Genomic DNA, 22,351 nt, shown 5'->3' with positions numbered 1-22,351 from the left:
CACGTCGCGCCGGTCGCTAGCGAGCCGCAGGTCCAACATCGGTCCGAACCTCCGAGTAGTCCGCTGCACGTCAGCACTCGACACGTGAGCGAAGCGCCGATCTGTGACGGCCGTGACGGGCCTTCGGGAACCCGTCACAGCCGTCACGCACAGTCTTATCGCAGGTCAACGGCTGATCTAGCTGTCACAGCCGATGTGACGGCATGACGGCTCAGTCTACGGCTTGTGACAGCTGCTTCCGTGACATTTTTCGTGACACTGCGCTATGCTCGCTACGTTGATGTCACGAAATATGTCACGGAAGATCGGAGAAGGCATGGACCGTCCAGTGTGCGCAGGTTGCGGTAGGCCGTTGCCTCAGCCAAGCGGACGCGGACGTCCGGCGACGTACCATGACTCCACGTGCCGCCAGCGCGCCCGCCGTGCCCGGCTTGCCGCCGGTCCCGGCCGCGCCGATCTACTGAGCTTGCTCGACCGAGCCGGACGCGCTGTGGCCGCCGCACGTCGCGCCGCGATCTCCGGCGCCAATCCGAGTGCCGCACTCGCCGAGCTGGCCGTCGCGGCTGAGCTGGCCAACGCCGGTCGCACAACCGACGTCAGCCCTGCACCTCGCACGATCGCCGACCGCCCGCCGACGCAAGTCGACGAGCAGAAGCCTGTCACGGATTCCGTCACGGAACCTGCTGCATCGGGAGTGCGCCCAGTGACACGCGAAGACGTAATCGATGTGGAAACAGTTCGGATCGAGCGCGGCGCAGAGTTCGAGACTTCGGGCAACTATCGCACACTGGCCGGTGACTCGATCTTGCTCGGCTACCTCGCACGAGACAGGCGAGGCCGCTGGGTAGCAAGAACAGCGACCACGTCGCTCACGGTCCCCGGCGGACCGTGGCGCACTCGGCACGATGCGCTCGTCGGACTACTCCTCAACGGCGGCATCCGCACCACGGAGGCACGGCGCTGAGCGAAGCTCCCACGTTGGCGCCGATCAAGCGGCGCAATGTCACAGGTTGCTCCCGTGTCCGCACGCCGTGGTGGGCGTGACCGTTTTGACGGACAATCCTGGCGCTCCGCCCGATCCGACTCATCGAGAGCCATCGCGTCGAGTGGTTGCAGCAACATAGCGAGGAGCCGTCCGACCCTGAGCTGGGGGCCGGACGGCTCGACTCTAGCTGCTCATGCCGGCCGCAGGTGGATCATTGCAGCGAAAGAGACCGCTCCCCACCTTGGATTCCGCATGTCGCGGGTATGAACTGGCCTGGGGCGTGACTTTCACGGTCGCATGAGGGAGGCGCGTCACGTGATCACAACGGCTACCGCGATGCTCACGACTCGGAACGCATCGGTGGCCGAAGGTCGGCGCGCTGTGCGACGACGAGTTCGGCGGCCGTCCACATGACCGCCTGGAGCGCAGTCACGTGTTCGGTCAGCCGATGAAGTCCGAGAGCAGTGAGACGGAGTTTGATCCGACGTCCTTCGGTCCGGATCTCCAGGTATCCGGCCGCGCGCAGACTCTCGGCGTGCTGCGCGAAGCTCTGCCTGCTAAGGCTCAACGCATCCCGAACGGCGACGTCTTCGCACCAGCGCATGTCGGCCAACAGGCACGCGACGAACAGCCGGACTGGCAGGAGCAACAGGGGGTCAAGGTCCGTTGAGAGGCAGGCACTTCGGGGCGTCCGCCAGGCGTCATCGCTCCCCCGCCGGCAGTTCGGCGGTGCCAGGCCCGGGCGAACGCCGGAGGCAGGTCACACAGGGCATCCCGGCCGGGCGTTCCAGCAACTCGAGTTCGCCAGGACCGAACGCCTCACCGCAGTACGCGGTCAGGCGCTCCGGCGTGGTCTCCTCCGCCGGGATCGGGAACACGTGGACGACGCGGCGAGACTCGCCAACCGTGCCGGGTAACGGGCGCGCGATGACCAGGCGACCCGTCATCGGGCGCACCGCCGGGCATGGTGATCGGCGGGAACGGGCGCAGTCGGGGCGCCGCCCGTTCCCGCCGACGTGGTGGTCCGGCCGCCCTGCTCGGGAATGAGCCGCACGCGTTGAGGCGGGCGCGGCGGCAGGGCGGCCGGAGTCTGGAGGCGGCCGAAGAGCCGACGCCAGCGCGGCGGCTTCCGCTTGCACGTGCGTTCGGGCGCCGGCGGGGTCGAGCGAAGCCGGACCAGCACGTTGCACGCGCTGCACCGACGGCCCGGAGGCACCAGGCAGGAGTCGAACAGCACTTCGCGGCCGCACAGCGAGTAGTAGCGGCCAGTCTGGAGTGCGATGCCGTCGGCAAGGTCTTCGTCGGTGACGGCGTGGTCCAAGTTGTCGGCCACGCTGCGGTGCCAGGTCACGTACAAGCGAGAAGGCCGCGAGCCGCGTTCGCCGCTGGTCACGTTCGCTCCCCTGGTCGCCGGATGTATCGAAATCATCCAATCCGGAGGACCCACCCGAGCCCAGAGCACAAACGTCGGTGTTTCGGCGCGGAGATGTGGCAGCCATAGGATCTAGCAGGCGATATGCCTGCTAGTCTGTGATCACTGTCAGCAAAGCGAGGTGGTCCGGTGGTCAGCGTTCGTCGGCGCGAGGAGCTTGTTTCAGCTCGCAAGGCGGCCGGGCTGACTGAGGAGAAGCTCGCCGAAGTGATGTGTGTCGACCGATCAACGGTCATCCGGTGGGAAGCCGGCGAGTACGCGCCCCTGCCCTACCAGTGGCCGAAGCTGGCCAAGGTGCTCGGCCGCTCCGCCGACGAGCTGCGCGAGTTGATCGGCCTGCGCCTGTCCCAGGAAGCACCGATGCTCCGGTCGAGCCTCGAACCTGCGTTCGGCTGGCTGGATCGGCACGTCGGGTGGCCCCCGGGGACGACGCGCACGCGAGTCGCAGCGGCCGCGCCGACGAGGTCGCATGGTGGAGCTGCGGCCCGTCGAAGTCTCGTGGCTGAGGTCCTGGCGAGCTACTACGGCGATTCGATTCCCGGCCACGGGCACTACGCGGCGCGGTGCGGCCCGGTTCGGATAGCGACAAGCGTCCTGACGCGGCCGGAGTGGCTGGATTTGGCTTGCCCCTTGACGTTTGAAGGCGACCAGCTGGCGTTGTCGGCCGACGGCGAGGCGTCGCGCGAGCAGGTCGACGCAGCCGCCGCGGTTCGCCGGCTGGCTGAAGCCGCGACCCACGACGTCCGTATCGCCGACGTACCGCTCTACCGGCTCACGGACGTGCAGATTCGGCCAGGGACGGTCGGCGGCAAAGTCAGCGTGGTGCCGTTCGTCGAGTACGCGCTGAGCGTTGACCTTCTCGAACGCGAGCTACATGAGAGCCTGGCATCCGGTCGCGACCGGATGCCACTCCGCGACCGGTACCTGCCCGATCTTCCTGCTGTGCTCGACCTTCAGGGACGGCTTTGCGCCGGTGGAGTTCTCGCCTTGACGGCGATCGCCCGGTCGGCCGATCCGTATCGCGGTGAGGCGGACTACCTCCTGTTGATCCAGGAGCGGTCGGGACACGTGCTGAACACCGCGCGCAGGCTGGCCGTGATCCCGAAGAGCTTCCACGCACCGCTTGCCAACCACCGTGCCGACGCGCGGATCGGTGCCACGCTGCGGCGCGAACTGGAAGAAGAGCTGTTCGGGCGGGTCGACGTCGACCGGACGATCGGAACGCAGCGAGCCGCCGATCCGATGCATCCGAGCAGGCTGTCTGCTCCGATGCGGTGGCTGACCGAGCGGCCCGGCCGGCTGCGGATGGAGTGCACGGGGTTCGGGTTCAACCTGGTCAGCGGGAACTATGAGTTCGCCAGCCTGGTCGTGATCGAGGATGAGGAGTTCTGGCCGCGGTTCGGTGGCGACGTCGAAGCGAACTGGGAGGCGGCCGGGCTACGGCAGTACTCGACGCTCGACGGCGACTTGATCAGCGAGCTGATCGGCGACGAAACCTGGAGCAATGAGGGGTTGTTCGCTTTTCTCCAGGGCTTGCGTCGGCTAGCCAAGACAGGCGGAGGTCGAGTGCGAATTCCCGCCATTGAATTAGATTGCTGATGGCCAGCGGACGGTGAGGACCACCGAATCCGCCAATGCTTCCCAGGAATGGTCGACTCCTGGACCCCACATCACGTAATCGCCCTGCCGATTCATGATCTTGCCGCCGCCGGTGACTTCGACGCGGAATTCCCCGGAGACGAGCATCACCAGCGTGGTCCGTTGGTCGTCAGACGTCCACTCAGGACGCTTGTCACCCGCAGGGTGGTTGGCCCACTTGACTTCCACATCTTTGGAGGCGCGAACACCTTGCGACGGGTCGATGAAGTGCCCGACCAGCCAGCCACGCGTACCGGCCGTGTCCTCGTTGGCGTTGCCGACGGTCCAACCGTCGCTCACTGGCTGATCTCCCATTCGATCTCGGGCAGTTTCACACGCTCTCCGCCGATTTGCGCAAGGCGTCTGAGTCCTTGCGCCATGGCGAACAATCCTTCGTTGCTTCACGCTACATCACCCAGCAACTCGGTGACGAGTTCCGCGTCGGTAGTCGAATACTGACGAAGAGTCGCGGATTCCCAGTTTGCTTCGGCCACTCCCCCGTAGCGTGCCCAGAATTCTTCGTCGTCGATGACGATCAGGCTGGCGAACTCGTAGTTCCCGCTCACGAGGTTCAGGCCGAACCCGGTGCACTCCATCCGCAGGCGGCCGGGCTCCGCCATGAGCCAGCTCATCGGCTCGGTGAGCTTGGTCGGGTGCAGCGGGTCGGCTGCCAGCATGTCGCCCAGGGTGTTGTCGATGTCTGGGCGACCGAACAACTCCTCCTCCATCTCACGGCGGAGCGTCATGCCGACCTGAGCGTCCCGGCGGACGTCGGTGAGGGGCTGGTGGAAGCCCTTCGGGATCACCGCGAGCCGACGCGCCGCGTTGAGTACGTGACCGGACCGCTCCTGGACCAACAGCAGATAGTCCGCCTCGCCGCGGTACGGGTCGGCAGGCCGGGCGATCGCGGTGAGCGCGAGCACGCCACCTGCACACAGGCGGTCGCCGACGTCGAGCACCGACCGGAGATCCGGCAAGTAGCGGTCTCGGAGCGGCATGGCGTTCGAGTCGGTGGCCACGGCGTCCACCAGTTCGCCTTCGAGCAGGTCGACCGTCAACGCGTAGTGCACGAACTGGGACATGTCGAACGTCCCGCCGAGTTGGTGTTCACGGATGTCCGTGCTCGTCAACCGATAGATCGGGCTGTCCGTCAGCCGGGTGTTCATGGACAGCGTCTCGGCGAGCCGCTGAACAGCGCGGCCGGCGGCGTGGTCGTCCAGGTCCAAGTCGGCTTCAGGCTGCGCGCTCGGAACGCGGAACCGGTCGTGCGGCGGGCGCAGTTCGCAGTCCAGGTCCAGCCAATCTCCGCAGGTCAGGACGCTGGTGTTCATGGCCAGCTCGCCGCACCGCGCGGTGTACAGGCCGTGGTCGTCGAGCCGGTTGCCGTAGTAGGTGGCGAGCGCGGCCGCGACGTCGCGCTGGCTGACCCAACCGCGTCGCGTGCCGCGGTCGTGCAGGTCTTGGACGTTGACGCTCGCGACTCGCTCGGCGACGGCGCGGCGCGCGGTGCCGGGCGTCCAGTGGGCGTGCCGGTCGAGCCATTCGAGAGCCGCGCCGATGTGGGGGTCTGCGGCGAGTCGCTGGTCGGCCTCCGTCGTGTCGACGGCCGCCCCCTCGCCGATCAGCTCGGCGAAGCGGGCGCGCTCGGCCTCCGACGCCCGTTCATGGGCGGTGTCCAGGACCTGTTGCATCTCCGACTGCGGCCGGAGATCCGGTTTCTTGTGCCAGGACGCGACCGTGCGCGCGCTGATTCCGAGGTGTTCGGCGAACCGCTCTTGACTGAGCCGCAATGCCGACTGCAATGCGACCGCTGTTCGCCCCGTCCATCCCCCGGCCGGACTCATTGCGCTCCCGAATGTCGCTGATCTGCGGTGGTTGTGCAGTGATGCTGCGGTGCTTGTGCATGGGTTGCGACGCCGTTCCGGCCTTGAATTAGAGGCATGGAAAACACCTCGCTCACCCAGTCGCTAACGCTTCGGCTTCACGTGCTCGACCACGGTCGCAAGGCTCGTTTGGACGTCCTCCAGCCGGTCGGTGATCTCGGCCAGTCGCTGTTCAAGTGCGTCCAGCCGGGACCACAGTTCATGGCCGTCGTCGGCCGGCTCGTCCGGGTGCGGCGGCGTGCGATTCTGCAGCACGGCCAGCAGATGTTGCGGGTGCCAGCCCAGGGTCGTGGACAGCGCTTCGAGCGTCCGCGCGCTTCGACGGCGCTCCACCGTGTGGTGCTGGAGCTCGCGCACGATCGCCTGCGACACGTGCGATCGTTCGGCCAGCTCCCGTTGTCGCCAGCCGAGTTCGTTCACGCGCATGTTGATCGCCTTGGCGACTGCCGCCCAGTCCTCCGTCACGTATTCCTCCGCGCTCCGCCTCAGCGCCGAGATTAGCGGTTCGTCGAGCTTTCTCCGCGCCGCATAGCGCATTGCCTGCGGCGCGTCGGACGAACACGTCCAACGAAGAGCTGAAATCAACAACATAGTCTTGAAATCATCAGATTGGTTCTCTCATGAACGCCAAAAAGACCTTTCACACCATTCCCGAGTCCGCGTGGATTCTCGGCGTCTCCCGCAACACCGTCAGCCGGGCGATCCGGACCGGCATGCTCCGCGCCACCCTCTGCCGCTCCGGGCTGCGCGTGTCGTCCGCCGAGCTGACCAGGGCCCTTCAGGACGGAGGTGCGGCATGGAAGCCGACGACCTCTGGCTGATCGGCATCGCATGGCGGCTGGATCGCCTGCGGTGGATATCTACTGATGTCCTGCGCGACGTCGTGACCAGCGATGGAGCCTGCATGACGCCGTCGGAGGCCGGTCCGCCGGACGCTCGCGATGACCGGGAGTTCGCCAAGCTGTTGTGCGGCGGCTGCCCGGTCCAGGACGAGTGCCTTGAACTGGAGCTTCGGACGGCCGGCGTCGACACGGTCGGCGTCTGGGGCGCGATGACCGACGATGACCGGCGCGCGCTACACCCGCACTGGCTGCGTCGCGGCGAACGCTTCGAGCGGGGTGCGCGATGAACGGACTCACCGTGACGCCCACGCAGATCCTCGCCGGTGTCGGCGTGCTGATCGTCCTGTTCTGGGTCTGGCGGGCCGGTGCTCGTCGGGCGAAGGCCGCCGCCGAAGCCGCTCGGAGCGGGGCGCGGCTCGTGTCGCTGGCCGGGCGCGTGCTGTTCAACGCCGGGCTGATCGTCGCCGTTCAGTGGGTGGTGATCGCTCACCCGGGTAGCCCGTGGCTGCTGTTCGCCGTGCTCGGGTTGCCAGCGCTGTTCGCGTCGTATGCGCTGACTCGCGCCATGACCGTGACCACGGTCGACACCTCGAAGCGGGGTGGTCGGCGATGAACCGAGCGCAACGGCTCGCACAGGACGCGGCCGAAGCGGCGGAGGTGCGCGCCTACCAGACCGATCCGGACGTCGTCGCCCTGCGGATCGAGCGCGTCCGGCGGCAAGTCGACTGGATGTGCTGGTCCGGGATCGTCCTCGGACTGGCCTTCACGATGACCAACGTCCAGGGCTTCGCGTCGGCCGGCACCCGGCCGGGGTCGCTGCCGTGGCTGGCGGCGTGGGTGCTGGACCCGACCGTCTCGCTCGTCCTGCTGGCGATCCTGAGGGCGGAGCAGGTCACCGCGCGGTACCAGGTCAAGACGGGCGCGTGGGTGCGGCGGGCGAAGTGGTTCACGCTCGCGGCCACGTACGTCATGAACACCTGGACGTCGTTTGCTGCCGGGGAGGCCGCCTCGATCGTGCTTCACTCAGTGCCGCCGCTCGTCGTGTTCGTCGCTGTCGAGGCGATCACCGACCTGCGGGACAAGCTGACCGACGCCGTACTGGTGGCCGCTGAACGGCGTCCCGTTCAGCAGGAGACCGGCGGGCGACGCGTGCTGTTCGCCGACTACCTCGCCATCGCTCGGGAGATGTGGACGCCGGACGTCGAGATCACGCCGGCGTGGGTGCGGCGAGCTACCGGGTGCTCGCGTGGCCTGTCGCCCCGGTTGGCGCGGGCGCTGCGGGCGGAGGTGGCCCATGACTGACTCGTTGCCGGTCAAGGCCGATCCCGTGCTCGACGGCGAACTGGTCGACGACACGTTGCCGCAGCCGCGTCCGCGCGCACCGAAGAGGAATCGCTTCGTGTTGTGGTGGCTGCACTCGCCGCGCGTGCCGTTGTGGCTGAAGAGCAAGCCGCAGGCGAGGCAGGCACTTAAGGATGCCGTGATGTGGCTGGTCCTGTCGCCGTTGCGGTTCCTCGGTGCCGTGGTGCGCGGTGTCGTGGTCGGCGCGCGGTGGTGGCGCGGTTGGGTGACTATCCGGGACTACCGGACGGCTGATGGTGCTCTCTGAATAGGGCCAGTCCTGCTCTCTGAAATTCCCCAGTTGGGGTGTCCTGTCGGCGCGCCGTTTGCGCTGGTCAGCGGCCTTCGGGTGACGGTTTCGGTGTTGATCACCGTGACCGTTGCCGGAGGCGTGGATGCTCACTCTGGAGGAAGACGTGGAGGCGCAGGCGCTGCGTGCTCAAGGCTGGTCAGTCTCGGCGATCGCCCGACATCTCGGGCGTGACCGCAAGACGATCCGCCGCTATCTGGCCGGTGAGGTGGTGCCGGGCAAGCGCCGGTCGGCGGGGCCGGACCCGTTCGAGCCGTTCGTGGCCTATTGCCGTGCCCGGCTGGCCGACGACCCGCATCTGTGGGCGGCGACGCTGCTGGACGAGGTCACCGAGCTCGGCTACCAGGGCGGCTATTCGACGTTCACCCGGGCGCTGCGCCGCTATCAGCTGCGCCCGCATTGCGAGCCTTGTCAGGTTTCCCGCGGCCGTGACGTCGCGATCATCGCCCACCCGCCGGGTGAGGAAACCCAGTGGGACTGGCTCGAGCTGCCGGACCCACCGCCGGGCTGGGGCGCCGGGAAGCAGGCACATCTGCTGGTCGGCGCGCTCGCGCACTCGAGCAAGTGGCGCGGAGTCCTGGCCGACGCCGAGGACTTCCCGCACCTGATCGAGGCCCTCGACCAGGTCGTCCGGCGCCTGGGCGGGGTGACCCAGGTCTGGCGCTTCGACCGGATGGCCACTGTCTGCCACCCCGCCTCCGGCCGCATCACACCCGCGTTCGCGCAGGTCGCGAAGCACTACGGGGTCCGGTCGGTGACGTGCCCGCCGCGGCGCGGGAACCGCAAGGGCGTGGTCGAGAAGGCCAACCACTCCGCCGCGCAGCGCTGGTGGCGCACCCTCGGCGACGACGTCACGCCCGTCGAGGCCCAGGCCGGGCTGGACCGGCTCGCGGCCAAGCTCGACAGCCGCCGCCGGGTCCTCGACGGCGAACGCACCACCGTCGCCGGCCTGGCCGCGGCCGAGCGGCTGCACGCCCCGCCGCTGGTCGCGTTCCCGGCCGAGTTCGACCTGCCCCGGACCGTCACGCCGCAGGCGCTGGTCGCCTTCCGCGGCAACTCCTACTCCGTCCCGCCCGGGCTGGGCGGCGCGCAAGTTCAGGTCCGCCATCGGCTCGGCGCGGACGTGCTGCGGATCGTCACCGAGGGCGGCGCGACGGTCGCGGTCCACCACCGCGCCCCGGACGGGGCCGGGCGGGTTGTCCGCGACGACGGGCATGTGATCGCGCTCGAACATGCGGCGATGGGCGCGTTCAGCACCGATCGGCCCTGCACCCACAAGACGCGCCGGCCGCCGTCGGCGGCGGCGTTGGCCGAAGCAGCCAAGCTGCGCGGCCTGCCCGCGACGGGGCCCGCGGCTCACGTCGTGATCGATCTGGCCACCTACGCCGCCACTGCGGCGAAGCTGGGCAGTGCACCCACCTATGAGTCCGAGGAGGACTGATCTCTTGTCCGGAAACCGTTTAGGGCCACAGATGAGCGAGGCCCGCCGTTATCAGCAACTCCGTTCGCACTTCTCCTACCTGAAGCTGGACAACGCCGCCGAAGCCCTGCCCCGCGTCCTCGACCAGGCGCGCGCGGAGAACCTGTCGATGACTGCGGCGCTGGAGCGGCTGCTGGAGATCGAGGTCAACGCCACCGAAGAACGCCGTCTGGCTGGGCGGTTGCGGTTCGCCTGCCTGCCCGATCCCTGGACCTTGGCGGATTTCGACTTCGCCGCCCAGCCCGGCGTCGACGAGAAACTCATCCGCGACCTGGCGACGTTGCGGTTTCTCGACGACGCCTCGAACGTGTTGTTCGTCGGGCCGCCCGGGGTCGGCAAGACGATGCTCGCCACCGCGCTCGCGCGCGGGACGGCCGAGGCGGGCAACCGGGTCTACTTCACCACCGCGGCCGACCTCGCCGCCCGCTGTCACAAGGCCGCGGTCGAAGGGCGTTGGCAGACCTGCATGCGGTTCTTCGCCGGACCGAAACTGCTCGTGATCGACGAGCTCGGCTATCTCCCGTTGCCCGGCGACGGGGCCTCGGCGTTGTTCCAGGTGATCAACCAGCGTTACCTCAAGTCATCCACGATCTTGACAACGAACGTCGGGATCGCCGACTGGGCAACGGCTTTCGGGGACGCGACAGTCGCAGCGGCGATGCTGGACCGGTTGCTGCACCGGGCGACCGTCGTTGGCATCGACGGCCCGTCTTATCGGCTCCGCTCGCATCAGTCCACATCGGACAAGTTGCGGAAGGCGGTGAACGCGCATGTCTCCTGACCCGAGCGACCCGGACTACAACGCGACCCGCAAGACCTGCCCGATCTGCTGGGAAGCGTTCGTCGCGACCGGCCGGCAGGCCAAGACCCGGCTCTACTGCTCGCGCCAGTGCAAACGCACTGCGGCCGCCCGCCGGGAGGTCGAGCGCACCACACCCGCCTCGGCTACTGCCAGTCCCTTCGGGACACCGCCTCCGGCGGCGACCCCGCCGGCGCCTGCGGCGCCGCTGCCGCACATCGCGGCCCAGCGGGACTGCCCGCACTGCGGCGGCCCGGTCACCATCGTCGCGCTGCTCACCACGCCCGAAGCGGCCCGGCCGCAGATGCCCGTCGCGGCACCCGGCGGAGTGATCCCGCTCCGCCGCTGACACCGGTTACGCTGCACTCCTCAGCTGGCCCATTTCGGAGAGCATGGCTGGCCCATCTCGGAGAGCGCGATCACGGCCGCCGAGGAGTCCGAGAAGCTTGCCGACAAGTTCACCGAGATTCGGGCGCTGACGTTGTTCCGGTGGAAGGTCACCGGTGCCGTCGTGGTCGTCACGGCTGTGGCAGTTGCCATCGTCGATCTCGTGTACGGAGCCGATCCTTTGTGGCTCGGTGGAGCTGCTGCCTCAGTGGCGCTCGCGATCCTTGGGCGCAGGAAGGACGGCAGTCCTGGCCGCAAGCCAGCGCTCGCCGGACCGCGGACGTTGACGTGGACGATGGACCCGCAGGTCCTGGTGGACGCGTTCCGCGACGCAAAGCTGATTGGCAAGGACGAGACCTTGCGGCTCGTCGAACGTGCGACGCGCGTCGGAGACGGCTGGGTCGTCACCGTCGATCTCCCTGCCACCCGCAAGGCGGCCGACGTGGTCAAGAACCGGGACGCGCTCGCGTCGGCACTTGCCGTCGATGAGGTGCAGCTCATCGTGGAGCGCGTCCGGGGCAATGGCGGGCACGCCGGGCGGGTGTCGATGTGGGTTGCCGACGAGGACCCGTACAGCTCGCCACCGTTGCGGACGCCGCTGCTCGGCGTGACGCAATGGGACGCTTGGCGGCCGATCCCGTTCGGACGGGACGCCCGGGACCGGCGGATCGACCTTCCGCTGGTGTGGACGTCGCTGCTTGTGGGTGCGATTCCGCGACAGGGCAAGACCTTTGCCGCCCGGCTCGCGGCGGCTGGACTCATCCTGGACGCGTGGGTGCGGCTGTACGTCGCGGACTTCAAAGCCGGGAAGGACTGGGACGCGGCCGGCCTGGTGGCTCACCGCTTCATGTCCGGCGACGAGCCCGAACACGTCCTGGCGCTCGTGGACTGGCTGATCGAGCTGGTAGGCGAAGTTCAGACGCGGTTCCGGCGGATGCGCGACCTGGACGACCTGACGTGCCCGGAGTCGAAGGTCACGCCGGAGATGTCCCGCGACAAGGCGCTGGACATGCCGATTACGGCGATCTTCATCGATGAGGTCCAAATTCCCTTGGAAGACCGCACACCCGTTGACGTTCAAGGAAAGAAGCTTCCTGCGGGTGAGTACGTCGGCGAGCTGCTGACATGGCTGGCGAAGAAGGGACCAGCCGCCGGGATCGTGCTCGTGCTCGCCACGCAGCGGCCGGACTCGAAGACCATCCCGTCCGGGCTGCGGGCGGTGCTCGGGTCGCGGTTCGCCCTGCGAGTGATGGACTGGCGCGACTCGAACATCGTGCTCGGCGAGCAGATGAACACGCGTGGGTTCGACTCGTCCCGGCTGCTGCCCTCGCACAAGGGCGTGGGCATCCTGCGGCCGGACGGCGACACGGCGGCCGGGGCCGACGTGCTGGCGATGACGGTCCGGACCTACTACATGCCGAACGAGGACTGGAGGACCATCTGCGAGCAGGGCCGGGCCCTGCGCGAGGCGGCCGGGACCTTGACCGGGCACGCGGCCGGGCAGGACGCGACACCGGTGCTCGACCACGCTGCGGCCGTCAAGGCAATCGGTGCAAGTCATCCTGTTGACTCGGTTCAGCTGCCCCAGTTGCTCGCCTCGCTTGTCGAGTACCTGGGCGATGACCTGGGCCCGGACGGCCGGGAATTCGTGCCGACGGCCGAACTACTTGACGCCCTGGAGATCGACCGGAAGGCGTTCTCGCAGGAGATGACCGACCTGGGATGCCGGCCGACGCGCGACCGGGTGACCAGCGAGGATGGCGAGATTCGGCAGGTACGCGGATACCTGACGGCTGAAATCAGGAGCGCCGTCGACCGCACTACCACTGGCACGGAGGCGGCAGACAAGGACGGCGAGCCATGAGCGCTGCTCGTTCCGAAGAGCCGCAGGTCCGGGTTATCCTACCTGCGGGATTGCCTGAGCTGACGCCTGCCGTCGCGCGCGCATTGCTGGCCGTTCTGATCGAGGTTACTGAGGTGCCAGTGCCGGACGCGCCGGTGGAGGAGGTGAACCGTGACAGCTGAAATCATCAGCGACCCGTGGGCGACGCTGGACGACATCCTGGGCTTTGAGGTCGCCGACGTGGCGGACGACGGAATCGGGAACCTGGCGGGCTACGGCCGATGTTCGACCGAGGACAACCAGGACCCGGAGACGTCCCGCGGCTGGCAGTTCGGGAACGCGCGAAAGTTCGTCGAGCCGCTCGGTGGGCAGATCGTGGCGGAGTTCTTCGACGTCGGGCAGTCAAGGTCCGTCCCGTGGGAACGGCGGACCGAGGGCGCGCGGTTGCTCGCCGAGTTGAAGAATCCGCACCGCGGATGGGACGCGATCGTCGTTGGCGAAGGCACGCGTTGTTGGTTTGGCAATCAGTTCTCGCTTATCGCGCCGAAGTTCGCGGCGTACGGCGTGGATCTGTGGGTCCCAGAACTGGGCGGCAAGTACGACGCGCGGAACCCGTCGCACAAGATGCTGATGAGCGTGCTCGGCGGGATGAGCGAACCCGCGGAAAGCTGCAGAAGGGTTCAAGCTGCGGGTGCTGGCGCTCGACGAGCCGACGGCGGACGTGGTCCGCCGGATCTTCGCCGAGTACCTGGACGGAAACGGCGATCGCGCGATCGCCAACCTGCTCAACCGGGACGGCATTCCCTGTCCCTCCGCGCACCGGCCGGACCAGAACCGGCACCGGCTCGCGGACGGCTGGCAAGGCAGTTCGGTGCGGGCGATCCTGGACAACCCGCGATACACCGGCTACGCGATCTTCGGGCGTTGGACGAAACAGGAGACGTTGCTCGACCCGGAAGACGTCGCCGCGGGCCACGTGGTGCGGTTCAAGCGCGCGACGCCGGACCGGATCGTACGGTCGCGCGAGCAGGCGCATCCGGCGATCGTGTCCGTGGAGACCTTCACGCAGGTACAGCTTTTGCGCCGGTCGAAGTCAGCGGGCGGATTGAAGACAGCACGCAAGGCCGAGCGAGGCGCCCGGAAGACCGCGCGGTCCTACCTCCTGCGCGGACTGGTCCGATGTGGAATCTGCGGCCGGAAGATGCAAGGCGCCACGATCCGGAAGGGCGCCTACTACCGCTGCACCTCGCGGACCATGGCGCCCGGCTCCCTGAAACTGGAGGATCACCCGAAGACGGTCAATCTGCGCGAAGGCGTGGTCGTCGAGGCGCTCAGCGGATGGCTTCACGAGCTGTTCCACCCGGACAACCGGGACCGGACGGCGGCCGCGCTACTCGGGTCGGACGGCAATCAGGCCGGCGGTGGTGCGTTGGACGCGGTGAGAAACAGGCTGGCGGACGCGGAGGCAAGGCTTCAGCGGTATCAGGCCGCCATCGCGGCCGGAGTGGAGCCCGAAGCACTCGTCGACCCGATCAACCAGGCACAGGCCGAACGAGCCACCGCGAAAGCACAGATCGAGAGTCTTCCGGCAGGCACGAGCGTGTCGACAGCTGAGGTCTACGCGAGGATTGATCAGCTCGGCGACGTCTGCGGAACGCTGGCCGATGGAACCACGGCCGGCCTGAGCCGCCTGTACCGCGCGTTGAACCTAGAGCTACGCTACGAACCAAAAGAGCTGGCCGTCTATGCGACGACCAGCCCGGTTGTAGATAGTGCGTGTGTCCGAGGGGGGACTTGAACCCCCACGCCCGTTAAGGGCACTAGCACCTCAAGCTAGCGCGTCTGCCATTCCGCCACTCGGACCTGCTGGAGAAAAGAGTACCCGGCCGCCTTGTGGGGGCGTTCAGGGGGGTCCGGATCTGCTCGGCACCTGGGGTTGGGATGATCATGCGTTTTGGCTCGCCACTGTATCGATCCAGTCCTCTTGGCCTGCTCGGCTTCGGGCGAACTCGCGTAGGGGCTCCTGGTAGCGGTAGGCGTCTGGGCCGGCTGGGTCCAGTAGGTGCGCATCCACCAGGGACTCCAGGATCGCCGCTGCCGCTGGTAGCTCGAGGTTCAGGGTTTCAGCGGCTGCGGAGAGTGGGACTACCGGCATTGCCAGGTGGGACAGCGCTCGGAACGCTCGGGACTGGGCCGGGGTCAGCTGGGCCATTGCCGACTCGTAGGGCTTCTCTATTGCCCTGCACTCCGGGGGTGTCACCGGGGAGTCTGGCGCCGGGCGGCCCAGGCGGCTCAAGGCCTGGGGCATCGTCCACTCCGGGCGGGATGACACTCGGGCTCCCACCGCCTGCAGGACCTGAGGTAGGCCCGCTGTTCGGGCGACCAGTTCTTCGGTCGCGGCGCGGTCGTGGTCGGTTCGGGGGCCTATCAAGCGGCTCAGCAACTGCAGCGATGCCGTGGGGTCCAGGCCTTGTAGTTTCTGCCAGTGGGCGTGGGGCAGGCCGTACAGGCGCTGGCGGGCCGTGATCATCACCGCCGGGCCTCCGGTGCCCGGGAGCAGGGGGCGGATCTGCTCCGCTGCCTGGGCGTCGTCCAAGACGATGAGTACGCGGCGGCCTGTGGTGCGGGTGCGCCACAATGCCGCTCGCTCGCTTGACGACGGTGGCAGGTCCGTGACGCCGATGCCTCGCAGCAGCTCGGACAGCGGGTCCGGTGAGACCGACAGGTCCGTGAACAGCTGGCCGTCGGGGAAGGACGTTGTGATCTTGTGGCCCAGCTGGATCGCCAGGGTGGTCTTGCCGATTCCGGCCAGGCCTTCGACGCCCACTACCGGGACGCCTGGGCCGGTTGTCCGCAGGGTGTCGGCCAGCGCGGTCAGCATGTCCTCGCGGCCTACGAACTCTGACAGCTGCGGAGGTAGTTGCGTGGGGCGGGTGATGGTGGCGGCCAGGGTCGGGTCCGAGGACAGGATTCTGCGCTGCATTTCGCGTAGTTCCGGGCCTGGGTAGAGGCCCAATTCGTCCTCGAGCCGGCGCTGGATGTGGGCGAAGACGTCCAAGGCCTCGGCTTGTCGGCCGGAGCGGTAGAGGGCCAGCATCTGCAGCTCGCGGGGGCGTTCTCGCATGGGCTGCTCGGTGATCAGCTCGGTCAGGGCGCTGATGGCGCCTGCGTGGTGGCCCGCCTCGATGTCGGCTGCCGCTAGGTCTTCGATCGCCTTCAGGCGCAGCTGCTCCAGGCGGACGCGTTCCGCCTCGAAGCCGTTGACGCCCGACAGCGGGGCGCCGTGCCACAGGTCTAGTGCGGCTCGGAGGGAGGCGGCGTCGCCGGTTGTCAGCAGGTGCTGGAACTCCGTCAGGTCCAACGTCGGCGCGATGATCGCGTAGCCGCCGCCGATCGACTTGATCGGGGTGTCCGGCTCCAGGGCGTGGCGCAGGCGGGAGATGTACGAGCGGACCATGCCGGTCGCCGCCCTCGGTTCTGCGCCGCCCCAGAGCGCCTCGACCAGCTGGGCGGGTGAGAGTGACGTGCCGTCCTGCAGGAGCAGGACCGCCAGCGCCGCCCGTTGCTGGGGCGGGCCCAGCTCCAGCTCGACGTCGCCACGCCACGCCCGTACCGGGCCCAGCACCTCGAACCGCACTGATTCGGTCACGCTCAGCGCAACCGCGGGCGGCGGGTCGCTATTCCACAGCGGCGAGCGACCGGTGCGTCGGCGCGTCCGGGACGTGCGCCGGTCGTCCTCGCGCGAACTCCTTCCGCAGCACCGGGACGACCTCGGCGCCCAGCAGGTCGATCTGCTCCAGCGCCGTCTCGTGCGGGAGGCCCATGCCGTCGACGTTGAACAGCTGGCGCTGGTAGTCGCCGAAGTCCTCGCGGAAGCGCATGGTCCGGTCGATCACCTGCTCCGGGCTGCCCACGACCAGGGGTGTCTGGTCCATCGTCTCCTCGAGCGAGGGGCCGTGGCCGTAGATCGGCGAGTGGTCGAAGTACGGGCGGAACTCGGCGATCGCGTCCTGGGAGCGGCGCCGGATGAACGTCTGGCCGCCGAGGCCGACGATCGCCGTGTCCGCGGGGCCGTGGCCGTGGTGCTCGAAGCGCTCGCGGTAGAGCGCGATCATCCGCCGGGTGTGCTCGACCGGCCAGAAGATGTTGTTGGCGAAGAACCCGTCACCGTAGAAGGCCGCCTGCTCCGCGATCTGGGGGCTGCGGATCGACCCGTGCCAGACGAACGGCGGGACGCCGTCCAGCGGACGTGGGGTCGAGGTGAAGCCCTGCAGCGGAGACCGGAACTTGCCGGACCAGTCCACGGCTTCTTCGCGCCACAGCCGCCGCAGCAGCGCGTAGTTCTCCACGGCCAGTGCGATGCCGTCGCGGATGTCCTTGCCGAACCACGGGTACACCGGGCCGGTGTTGCCGCGCCCGAGCATGAGGTCCAGCCGGCCGTCCGCGAGGTGCTGCAGCATCGCGTAGTCCTCGGCGATCTTCACCGGGTCGTTCGTGGTGATCAGCGTCGTGGACGTCGACAGCACGATCCGGCTGGTGCGCGCCGCGACGAACCCCAGCAGCGTGGTCGGTGACGACGGCACGAACGGCGGGTTGTGGTGCTCCCCCGTCGCGTAGACGTCGAGGCCGGCCTCTTCGGCGCGGACGGCCGTCTCGACCATCCGCCGGATCCGCTCGTGCTCGGTCGGTGTCACGCCGGTGACGGGGTCGGTCGCGATGTCGCCGACCCCAAAGATGCCGAAGTGCATCCCTAAAGGCATCACAGCCCCTTGAACGCGTCGTGGTGGGCGGCGAGCCAGGTGCCGAAGTCCTGCAGCCGCGGGTTCAGCTCGCGCACGGCGCCGGGGTCGCGCGCGCCGGCGAAGACGCTCTCGTACTCGGCGTAGTAGAAGAACATGTTGGCCAGGTCGTCGGCGCCCGGGAACCCCTGGGCGCGCACGGCTTCGACGCTGACCGGGCGGTAGGCGACGTCCTCGCCGAGCTCCTTGGCGAACGCCGCCGCGTACTGCTCGCCGGTCAGGTTCTCGCCGGAGATGCTGATCGTGCGGCCGACGAGCTCGGGGCCGCGTTCGAAGACGCCGAACGCCGTTCGGCCGATGTCCTCGGCCGCGATCGCGGGCAGCTTGCGGTCGCCCATCGGCAGGTGCAGGGCGAGGACGCCGTCGTCGTCGCGGACCGGGCGGAAGAAGTCTAGGAAGGACTCGAAGTAGAACGTCGTGGACAGGAACGTGGTCGGGACGCCCGCTTCGACGAAGAACGCGTCGGCCTCGGCCTTGCCGTCGAAGTGCGGGACCTTGTAGCGCTCGTTCAGCGTCGGGACGCGGTCGTCGTCGAGGCGCAGGTGCAGCCGGGTGTCGGGCAGCGTCGACCAGATGACGTGCTGCAGGCCCGCGGACTTGGCGGCCGCGGCCATCGCGCGGGCCTGCTTCTGCTCGCGCTCGACGTCGTTGTACTCCCAGAACGCGCTGACGAAGTAGGCGCCGTACGTGCCCTGCAGCGCCGTCGTCAGGCTCGCTTCGTCGTCGAGGTCCGCGACCACGACCTCGGCGCCACGCGCGGCGAGCGCCAGCGCGGCGTCGGAGTCGGGGCGGCGGGTGATCGCGCGGAGGGCGAAGCGGCCGGCGGGGTCGTCGAGGATGGCGCGGGCGACGCCGCCGCCCTGCTGGCCGGTGGCGCCGACGACGGCGATGATCTTCTGCTCGGTCATGGTTCTCCCGGGTTTCGGTGACCGGGACGTCCGGTCGTGAACCCAGGTAACCGCGGCGATGTTGGCGGCTTGTGCACGCCGCGTGCACGCGGTTTACAAGACCTGCGCGGATTCCTAGGATTCGCCGGGCACGAGACGGGAGGTGCTGGATGGCGCGCCGCGCCGAGCGGGACGACGAGATCTCCGTCGCCGAGCTCTTGAAGGAGACCGGCGCCACGGCGCGGCCCTTGACCGGCTGTTCTCTGCCGCCGCGGGTGCCGCTGCCCGACGGGTTGTCGCCCGCGGAGCACGTGGACCGGATCGAGCAGCGGGCCCGGGAAGCCGCCGCCGCGCAGCAGCGGGCCGGGGCGCGGATCCGGTGGGTCAGCGCGATCTGCGGGCTGGTCGCCGTCGTCGGCAGTCTCGTCGTGATCGCCGTGACCACCAGCTCGCCCGGCCGGGAGGCGTCGCCTCCGCAGGTGCCGCTGCTGCCCGCGACCACCCCGAAGCCGGCCACGAGCACGCCACCGCCGCCGAGCCCGACACCGATCCCGACCGTCATGGTGGGCCGGCAGACCGCGCCGTCGAGTTCGGTGTCGGCCCCGCCGCCCCCGGCGTCGTCGAGCGCGGCCGCTCCCCCGGCGCCCTGCTCGGTGCGGTTCACCGTGCAGGACCAGTGGGACGACGGCTTCACCGCGGCCGTCGCGATCACCAACAAGGGTGCGAAAACGCTCTCGCCGTGGACGCTGAGCTGGACGTTCGCCGGCGGGCAGCGGGTCACGCACGGCTGGGACGGCGACTACGACCAGCGCGGCGGACGCGTCACGGTGAACGCCGCCGACTGGAACACCACCCTCGCGCCCGGCGCGACCGTGACCACGGGCTTCAACGGCTCGATCCGCGGCGGCAACCCGGCGCCCGGCGCGTTCACGCTCAACGGCGCGGCCTGCGACGCGGGCTGATCACGGGATTGATCCGCTTCGCGTCCGGGTAGCCGCCGAAGATCGGCCACCCGGACGAGGAGATGCGATGACTCAACCCCACCACGAGACGAACGAAGACGACTCCAGCGGCAACCCGATGGACGACCGGACCGAGGACGAGCGGGAAAGCCGCGACTCGGACGGGGACTGATCGCTCAGATCGTCTCCTCCGGACGCCGGGTCATCGTCGGCTCGGGGTCCGCGCTCCGGCGGTCGGAGTCGCGCAGCACTTCGCGGGCCTGGGCTTCGGGATCGGCGCTCTCGACGGCCTTTTCCTCGGGCAGCAGCTCGGCCCGGCCCGCGGTGCGCTCGTCGGGGTTGTGTTCCGCTTCTTGTGCCATACCCGCCTGGTACCCACGCGGACGGCGGCTCAGTCCCGGGAGCGGCGGTTGCCGGCCGCGGCACGGCGCAACCGGGCCGCTTCGGCGGAGATTTCACCCACCCGGGTACCCAGGTCGCCGGTCAGGTGCGGGCGGGCCGCGGCCAGCGGCGGCAGGAGGTTCGCCGGGTCGTCGTCGCCCAGTGCGGCGCCGAGACGATCGGCGCTCGCCTGCGCGGCCGGGGCCAGGCCGTCGAGCGCGCTCACGCGGCCGGCGAGCTGGCGCAGCACGGCGGCGTTGCGCCGCGCCCAGTCCGCGACGGCCCGGTCTCCCGCCCGCCGGTCGCGCTCGGCGTCGACGCGGGCCTCGCCGGTCCGCTCCCCCGTGCTCGACGGCTGCAGCCGCAGGTAACGCCGTTCCGCGGCCTGTCTGCTGGCGACGCCCAGCGCGGGCGCGAGGGTCACCCAGCTGGCGCCGGCCGCTCGCGCCGCCGTGATCAGCTCCGGCTCCCAGCCGGCCAGCTCGTCCCGCAGCAGCCGGAGGCCGCTCAGCGCGGTGACCAGCTGGTCCTGGTCCGCGGTGCCCGCGCGCGCGGCGGCGACCGCTTCGTGGATCCGGCCCAGAACGCCGGCGGTCTCGTCCATGGTCGTCCTTTCGACGACGGGTATCTTGTCGTCTTAACGACGACATGCTAAAACCGCCGTGCGTGTCGACGCCAGAGTTTCGAGCAAGACGTCGAGAAAGGTTTCGAGGTGACCGGAAGACCCGTGGCCGACGACCAGGCGCCGCTGACCGCACTGCTGCAGGAGCTGCTCGACCGCATCGCGGCCGAGGTACCGGGCGCGCTCGGCGCGGCCGTGACCGTCCAGCACGGCGACGGCCCGTTGCGCGTGGCCGCTGCCCGGGGGCTCTCGGCCGCGTGCGTCCGAGCCCAGCTGGAGCGGTTCGGCGGCCCGGTGCCGCTCGCTTGCCGCACGGGCGTGCCGGTGGTCGCCGCCGACGTCTTCGCCGACGAGCGGTGGCCCGCGCTCACCATCAGCGGCATGACCGAGCACTACCCCGAGTTCGCGGCGGACTGGCTGCGCACCCGCGGGGTCGCCGCGCTGCCCGCCGCCTGGGACGCCGACGGCGGGCTGGTGCTGTCGGCCACGCTCGACCGCCCCGCCACCGAAGAGACCGTGACGGTGTTGCGGCGCTACGAAAAGCTCACGGCGATGGCGCTCGTCCTCGCCGAGTCGGCCTGGCCGGACCAGACCGAGCAGATGCTGGACCTGCTGCAGTCGCGGGCCGCGCTGGAGGAGGCGAAGGGCATCGTCATCGCGCTGCGCCGCTGCAGCCCCGACGAGGCCTGGGCGACGCTGCGGCGGGCGAGCCAGGAGTTCAACGTCAAGGTCCGCGAACTCGCCGTCGCGCTGGTGGAGCTGATGTCCGGGGCGCCGGCGCCGCAGCCGGACGGCGAGCGCACGATCCGCCCGGGCAACGCGGCCCGCACCGCGGCCGAACAGCTGCTGCTGGTGTTCGACGACGCGGCTACGGCGTTGTAACACTTCCGGGCGCTCCGGCGACCTGCGGGCACCGGGACATCCCGGAAGGACACCCGGGAGGCCCCCATGGCGGACGCCAGTTCCTGGCCGGAGATCCACCGGGAACGCGCCGCGCTCGCCGACGATCTCGCGAACCTGCCCACCGCGGCGTGGTCGACGCCGTCGCTGTGTCGCGGGTGGACAGTCCACGAGGTACTCGGCCACGTGGTCGCGACCGCGAAGCTGACGCCCGTCACGTTCTTCGCGCGGCTGGCCGGTTCCGGGTTCCGGTTCGAGGCGATGGCCGCGAAGAACCTCGCCCGCGAGACGGAGGCCGGCCCGGAAGCCACGCTCGCACAGCTGCGCGAGCACGCGAACGACACCACCGGGCCGCCGGGACCGGCGGACTCGTGGCTCGGCGAGATCGTGGTGCACGGCACCGACATCCGCCGCCCGCTGGGGCTCGAGCGCGCGTTCCCGATCGCGACGCTCGTGCAGGTCGCCGAGTTCTACCGGCGGTCCAACCTGCTGATCGGCGCGAAGAAGCGGGTCACCGGGCTGACGCTGCGGGCGACCGACGCGGGCTGGTCCACCGGGAGCGGGCCCGAGGTGACCGGGCCGATGCTCGCGTTGGTGCTGGCCATGACCGGGCGGAGTGCGGTGCTCGACGAGCTTTCCGGGCCCGGCGTCGACCAGCTGGCGGCCCGCTGCGGAACGGATTCCTGAGCGATCCGGCTCGAGCGGCCGGCTGCGCACGGCGCCCAGCACCTCACGCCTCGCGGCGAGACGGGTGCCCAGGCGACCCCGCTCCGGCTCGGGTCTTCGGCGGACCGACGGGCCGCGCACGACGATCTTTCGGCACCGGTCGAGCGCCGCGGCACGACGTCTTCGCCAGGCCG

Annotated in this window: 26 protein-coding genes, 1 tRNA gene and 2 pseudogenes; 17 read left to right on the top strand and 12 right to left on the bottom strand. The window is 69.4% G+C overall.

Features of this window, described 5'->3' with window-relative positions; all coding sequences use genetic code 11:
• The first annotated feature begins 490 nt into the window (after positions 1-490).
• On the top strand, positions 491-964 hold the full coding sequence (locus tag OG570_RS28605) for a hypothetical protein (protein ID WP_326952250.1): 474 nt from the start codon (positions 491-493) through the stop codon (positions 962-964).
• A gap of 361 nt (positions 965-1,325) precedes the next feature.
• Here OG570_RS28605 and OG570_RS28600 read toward each other — a convergent pair whose 3' ends face one another.
• The 3 genes from OG570_RS28600 to OG570_RS28590 all read right to left on the bottom strand — a co-directional run bounded on the left by OG570_RS28600 (position 1,326) and on the right by OG570_RS28590 (position 2,378).
• The gene (locus tag OG570_RS28600; protein ID WP_326960188.1) at positions 1,326-1,589 is read right to left on the bottom strand and encodes a MarR family transcriptional regulator; all 264 of its coding nucleotides are present in this window, start codon (positions 1,587-1,589) and stop codon (positions 1,326-1,328) included.
• A gap of 97 nt (positions 1,590-1,686) precedes the next feature.
• The gene (locus OG570_RS28595; RefSeq protein ID WP_326952249.1) at positions 1,687-1,932 is read right to left on the bottom strand and encodes a hypothetical protein; all 246 of its coding nucleotides are present in this window, start codon (positions 1,930-1,932) and stop codon (positions 1,687-1,689) included.
• Positions 1,929-2,378 carry a hypothetical protein gene (locus tag OG570_RS28590; protein ID WP_326952248.1) on the bottom strand — a complete coding sequence of 150 codons (450 nt, stop codon included), beginning with the start codon at positions 2,376-2,378 and terminating at the stop codon, positions 1,929-1,931. Before OG570_RS28590 ends, OG570_RS28595 begins: the two co-directional genes overlap by 4 nt.
• 168 nt (positions 2,379-2,546) lie before the next feature.
• On the opposite strand from OG570_RS28590, the gene OG570_RS28585 reads away from it, so the two are divergent.
• Positions 2,547-4,016: a helix-turn-helix domain-containing protein gene (locus OG570_RS28585; protein ID WP_326952247.1), complete on the top strand. Its 1,470-nt coding sequence runs from the start codon at positions 2,547-2,549 to the stop codon at positions 4,014-4,016.
• On the opposite strand, the gene OG570_RS28580 is transcribed toward OG570_RS28585, so the two are convergent.
• The 3 genes and pseudogenes from OG570_RS28580 to OG570_RS28570 all read right to left on the bottom strand — a co-directional run bounded on the left by OG570_RS28580 (position 4,005) and on the right by OG570_RS28570 (position 6,403).
• Positions 4,005-4,355 carry a signal peptidase I gene (locus tag OG570_RS28580; protein WP_326952246.1) on the bottom strand — a complete coding sequence of 117 codons (351 nt, stop codon included), beginning with the start codon at positions 4,353-4,355 and terminating at the stop codon, positions 4,005-4,007. The genes OG570_RS28585 and OG570_RS28580 overlap by 12 nt on opposite strands.
• Positions 4,352-5,899: pseudogene (locus OG570_RS28575) on the bottom strand (transcriptional regulator). Before OG570_RS28575 ends, OG570_RS28580 begins: the two are co-directional and overlap by 4 nt.
• A 123-nt stretch (positions 5,900-6,022) precedes the next feature.
• Complete coding sequence (locus OG570_RS28570; protein ID WP_020640049.1) at positions 6,023-6,403, bottom strand: helix-turn-helix domain-containing protein; 381 nt, start codon at positions 6,401-6,403, stop codon at positions 6,023-6,025.
• 155 nt (positions 6,404-6,558) lie between these two features.
• On the opposite strand from OG570_RS28570, the gene OG570_RS28565 reads away from it, so the two are divergent.
• The 12 genes and pseudogenes from OG570_RS28565 (at position 6,559) to OG570_RS28510 (ending at position 14,738) form a co-directional block, all read left to right on the top strand.
• The gene (locus OG570_RS28565; RefSeq protein WP_326952244.1) at positions 6,559-6,759 is read left to right on the top strand and encodes a helix-turn-helix domain-containing protein; all 201 of its coding nucleotides are present in this window, start codon (positions 6,559-6,561) and stop codon (positions 6,757-6,759) included.
• Entirely contained in the window at positions 6,735-7,067 is a 333-nt protein-coding gene (locus OG570_RS28560; protein WP_326952243.1) for a WhiB family transcriptional regulator, read from the top strand. Before OG570_RS28565 ends, OG570_RS28560 begins: the two co-directional genes overlap by 25 nt.
• Positions 7,064-7,393, top strand: coding sequence for a hypothetical protein (locus OG570_RS28555; RefSeq protein ID WP_326952242.1), 330 nt, complete (start codon positions 7,064-7,066; stop codon positions 7,391-7,393). Before OG570_RS28560 ends, OG570_RS28555 begins: the two co-directional genes overlap by 4 nt.
• The gene (locus OG570_RS28550; RefSeq protein ID WP_020640052.1) at positions 7,390-8,082 is read left to right on the top strand and encodes a hypothetical protein; all 693 of its coding nucleotides are present in this window, start codon (positions 7,390-7,392) and stop codon (positions 8,080-8,082) included. The genes OG570_RS28555 and OG570_RS28550 overlap by 4 nt, the downstream gene beginning before the upstream one ends.
• Complete coding sequence (locus OG570_RS28545) at positions 8,075-8,389, top strand: hypothetical protein (RefSeq protein ID WP_326952241.1); 315 nt, start codon at positions 8,075-8,077, stop codon at positions 8,387-8,389. Before OG570_RS28550 ends, OG570_RS28545 begins: the two co-directional genes overlap by 8 nt.
• Before the next feature lie 127 nt (positions 8,390-8,516).
• Positions 8,517-9,872 (top strand): IS21 family transposase, encoded by a 1,356-nt coding sequence (gene istA / locus OG570_RS28540; protein WP_326952239.1) that lies wholly within the window; start codon positions 8,517-8,519, stop codon positions 9,870-9,872.
• A 31-nt stretch (positions 9,873-9,903) separates the two neighbouring features.
• Positions 9,904-10,692 (top strand): IS21-like element helper ATPase IstB, encoded by a 789-nt coding sequence (istB, locus tag OG570_RS28535; protein WP_326952238.1) that lies wholly within the window; start codon positions 9,904-9,906, stop codon positions 10,690-10,692.
• Positions 10,682-11,059 (top strand): hypothetical protein, encoded by a 378-nt coding sequence (locus OG570_RS28530; protein WP_326952237.1) that lies wholly within the window; start codon positions 10,682-10,684, stop codon positions 11,057-11,059. The genes istB and OG570_RS28530 overlap by 11 nt, the downstream gene beginning before the upstream one ends.
• Before the next feature lie 24 nt (positions 11,060-11,083).
• Positions 11,084-12,961: a cell division protein FtsK gene (locus OG570_RS28525; protein WP_326960186.1), complete on the top strand. Its 1,878-nt coding sequence runs from the start codon at positions 11,084-11,086 to the stop codon at positions 12,959-12,961.
• The gene (locus OG570_RS28520; RefSeq protein WP_326952236.1) at positions 12,958-13,122 is read left to right on the top strand and encodes a hypothetical protein; all 165 of its coding nucleotides are present in this window, start codon (positions 12,958-12,960) and stop codon (positions 13,120-13,122) included. The genes OG570_RS28525 and OG570_RS28520 overlap by 4 nt, the downstream gene beginning before the upstream one ends.
• Positions 13,112-13,549, top strand: a pseudogene (locus OG570_RS28515) (recombinase family protein); the annotation flags it as partial. The gene OG570_RS28520 and the pseudogene OG570_RS28515, both read left to right, overlap by 11 nt.
• 82 nt (positions 13,550-13,631) lie before the next feature.
• A complete protein-coding gene (locus OG570_RS28510; RefSeq protein WP_326952235.1) occupies positions 13,632-14,738 on the top strand; it encodes a recombinase family protein in 1,107 nt (368 codons plus the stop codon).
• On the opposite strand, the gene OG570_RS28505 is transcribed toward OG570_RS28510, so the two are convergent.
• From OG570_RS28505 to OG570_RS28490, 4 genes are all read right to left on the bottom strand, one after another.
• Positions 14,720-14,803, bottom strand: a tRNA-Leu gene (locus OG570_RS28505). The two genes, OG570_RS28510 and OG570_RS28505, sit on opposite strands and share 19 nt — an antisense overlap.
• Before the next feature lie 82 nt (positions 14,804-14,885).
• Positions 14,886-16,589: an AfsR/SARP family transcriptional regulator gene (locus OG570_RS28500; RefSeq protein WP_326952234.1), complete on the bottom strand. Its 1,704-nt coding sequence runs from the start codon at positions 16,587-16,589 to the stop codon at positions 14,886-14,888.
• Positions 16,590-16,617: 28 nt separating this feature from the next.
• Positions 16,618-17,688, bottom strand: coding sequence for an LLM class flavin-dependent oxidoreductase (locus OG570_RS28495; protein ID WP_326960184.1), 1,071 nt, complete (start codon positions 17,686-17,688; stop codon positions 16,618-16,620).
• Between the two features lie 11 nt (positions 17,689-17,699).
• The gene (locus OG570_RS28490) at positions 17,700-18,647 is read right to left on the bottom strand and encodes an NmrA/HSCARG family protein (RefSeq protein ID WP_326952233.1); all 948 of its coding nucleotides are present in this window, start codon (positions 18,645-18,647) and stop codon (positions 17,700-17,702) included.
• 149 nt (positions 18,648-18,796) lie between these two features.
• Here OG570_RS28490 and OG570_RS28485 point away from each other — a divergent pair, with 149 nt between their 5' ends.
• Positions 18,797-19,588: a cellulose-binding domain-containing protein gene (locus OG570_RS28485; RefSeq protein ID WP_326952232.1), complete on the top strand. Its 792-nt coding sequence runs from the start codon at positions 18,797-18,799 to the stop codon at positions 19,586-19,588.
• A 176-nt stretch (positions 19,589-19,764) separates the two neighbouring features.
• Here the strand turns inward: OG570_RS28485 and OG570_RS28480 are convergent, their stop codons facing one another.
• Together OG570_RS28480 and OG570_RS28475 are read right to left on the bottom strand one after the other, a co-directional pair.
• Entirely contained in the window at positions 19,765-19,950 is a 186-nt protein-coding gene (locus OG570_RS28480; protein WP_326952231.1) for a hypothetical protein, read from the bottom strand.
• Positions 19,951-19,979: 29 nt separating this feature from the next.
• Complete coding sequence (locus OG570_RS28475; protein ID WP_326952230.1) at positions 19,980-20,573, bottom strand: HSP18 transcriptional regulator; 594 nt, start codon at positions 20,571-20,573, stop codon at positions 19,980-19,982.
• Between the two features lie 108 nt (positions 20,574-20,681).
• Between OG570_RS28475 and OG570_RS28470 the strand changes: the two genes are divergently transcribed.
• Positions 20,682-21,473 carry an ANTAR domain-containing protein gene (locus OG570_RS28470; protein ID WP_326952229.1) on the top strand — a complete coding sequence of 264 codons (792 nt, stop codon included), beginning with the start codon at positions 20,682-20,684 and terminating at the stop codon, positions 21,471-21,473.
• 66 nt (positions 21,474-21,539) lie between these two features.
• Positions 21,540-22,178 (top strand): maleylpyruvate isomerase family mycothiol-dependent enzyme, encoded by a 639-nt coding sequence (locus tag OG570_RS28465; protein ID WP_326952228.1) that lies wholly within the window; start codon positions 21,540-21,542, stop codon positions 22,176-22,178.
• The last annotated feature ends 173 nt before the right edge of the window (positions 22,179-22,351 follow it).

This window comes from Amycolatopsis sp. NBC_01286 (assembly GCF_035982555.1).
In the GTDB taxonomy this organism is placed as follows: domain Bacteria; phylum Actinomycetota; class Actinomycetes; order Mycobacteriales; family Pseudonocardiaceae; genus Amycolatopsis.
This window is presented reverse-complemented; position numbering and strand designations above follow the sequence as displayed.

Excerpts from the sequence above, each read along its gene's own strand:
- OG570_RS28600 (WP_326960188.1), bottom strand. The coding sequence starts at position 1,589 with ATGCGCTGGTGCGAAGACGTCGCCGTTCGGGATGCGTTGAGCCTTAGC.
- OG570_RS28555 (WP_326952242.1), top strand. The coding sequence starts at position 7,064 with ATGAACGGACTCACCGTGACGCCCACGCAGATCCTCGCCGGTGTCGGC.
- OG570_RS28520 (WP_326952236.1), top strand. The coding sequence starts at position 12,958 with ATGAGCGCTGCTCGTTCCGAAGAGCCGCAGGTCCGGGTTATCCTACCT.
- OG570_RS28490 (WP_326952233.1), bottom strand. The coding sequence starts at position 18,647 with ATGACCGAGCAGAAGATCATCGCCGTCGTCGGCGCCACCGGCCAGCAG.
- istA (WP_326952239.1), top strand. The coding sequence starts at position 8,517 with ATGCTCACTCTGGAGGAAGACGTGGAGGCGCAGGCGCTGCGTGCTCAA.
- OG570_RS28595 (WP_326952249.1), bottom strand. The coding sequence starts at position 1,932 with ATGACGGGTCGCCTGGTCATCGCGCGCCCGTTACCCGGCACGGTTGGC.
- OG570_RS28480 (WP_326952231.1), bottom strand. The coding sequence starts at position 19,950 with ATGGCACAAGAAGCGGAACACAACCCCGACGAGCGCACCGCGGGCCGG.
- OG570_RS28550 (WP_020640052.1), top strand. The coding sequence starts at position 7,390 with ATGAACCGAGCGCAACGGCTCGCACAGGACGCGGCCGAAGCGGCGGAG.
- OG570_RS28495 (WP_326960184.1), bottom strand. The coding sequence starts at position 17,688 with ATGCACTTCGGCATCTTTGGGGTCGGCGACATCGCGACCGACCCCGTC.
- OG570_RS28545 (WP_326952241.1), top strand. The coding sequence starts at position 8,075 with ATGACTGACTCGTTGCCGGTCAAGGCCGATCCCGTGCTCGACGGCGAA.
- OG570_RS28560 (WP_326952243.1), top strand. The coding sequence starts at position 6,735 with ATGGAAGCCGACGACCTCTGGCTGATCGGCATCGCATGGCGGCTGGAT.
- OG570_RS28485 (WP_326952232.1), top strand. The coding sequence starts at position 18,797 with ATGGCGCGCCGCGCCGAGCGGGACGACGAGATCTCCGTCGCCGAGCTC.
- OG570_RS28475 (WP_326952230.1), bottom strand. The coding sequence starts at position 20,573 with ATGGACGAGACCGCCGGCGTTCTGGGCCGGATCCACGAAGCGGTCGCC.
- OG570_RS28465 (WP_326952228.1), top strand. The coding sequence starts at position 21,540 with ATGGCGGACGCCAGTTCCTGGCCGGAGATCCACCGGGAACGCGCCGCG.
- OG570_RS28530 (WP_326952237.1), top strand. The coding sequence starts at position 10,682 with ATGTCTCCTGACCCGAGCGACCCGGACTACAACGCGACCCGCAAGACC.
- OG570_RS28565 (WP_326952244.1), top strand. The coding sequence starts at position 6,559 with ATGAACGCCAAAAAGACCTTTCACACCATTCCCGAGTCCGCGTGGATT.
- istB (WP_326952238.1), top strand. The coding sequence starts at position 9,904 with ATGAGCGAGGCCCGCCGTTATCAGCAACTCCGTTCGCACTTCTCCTAC.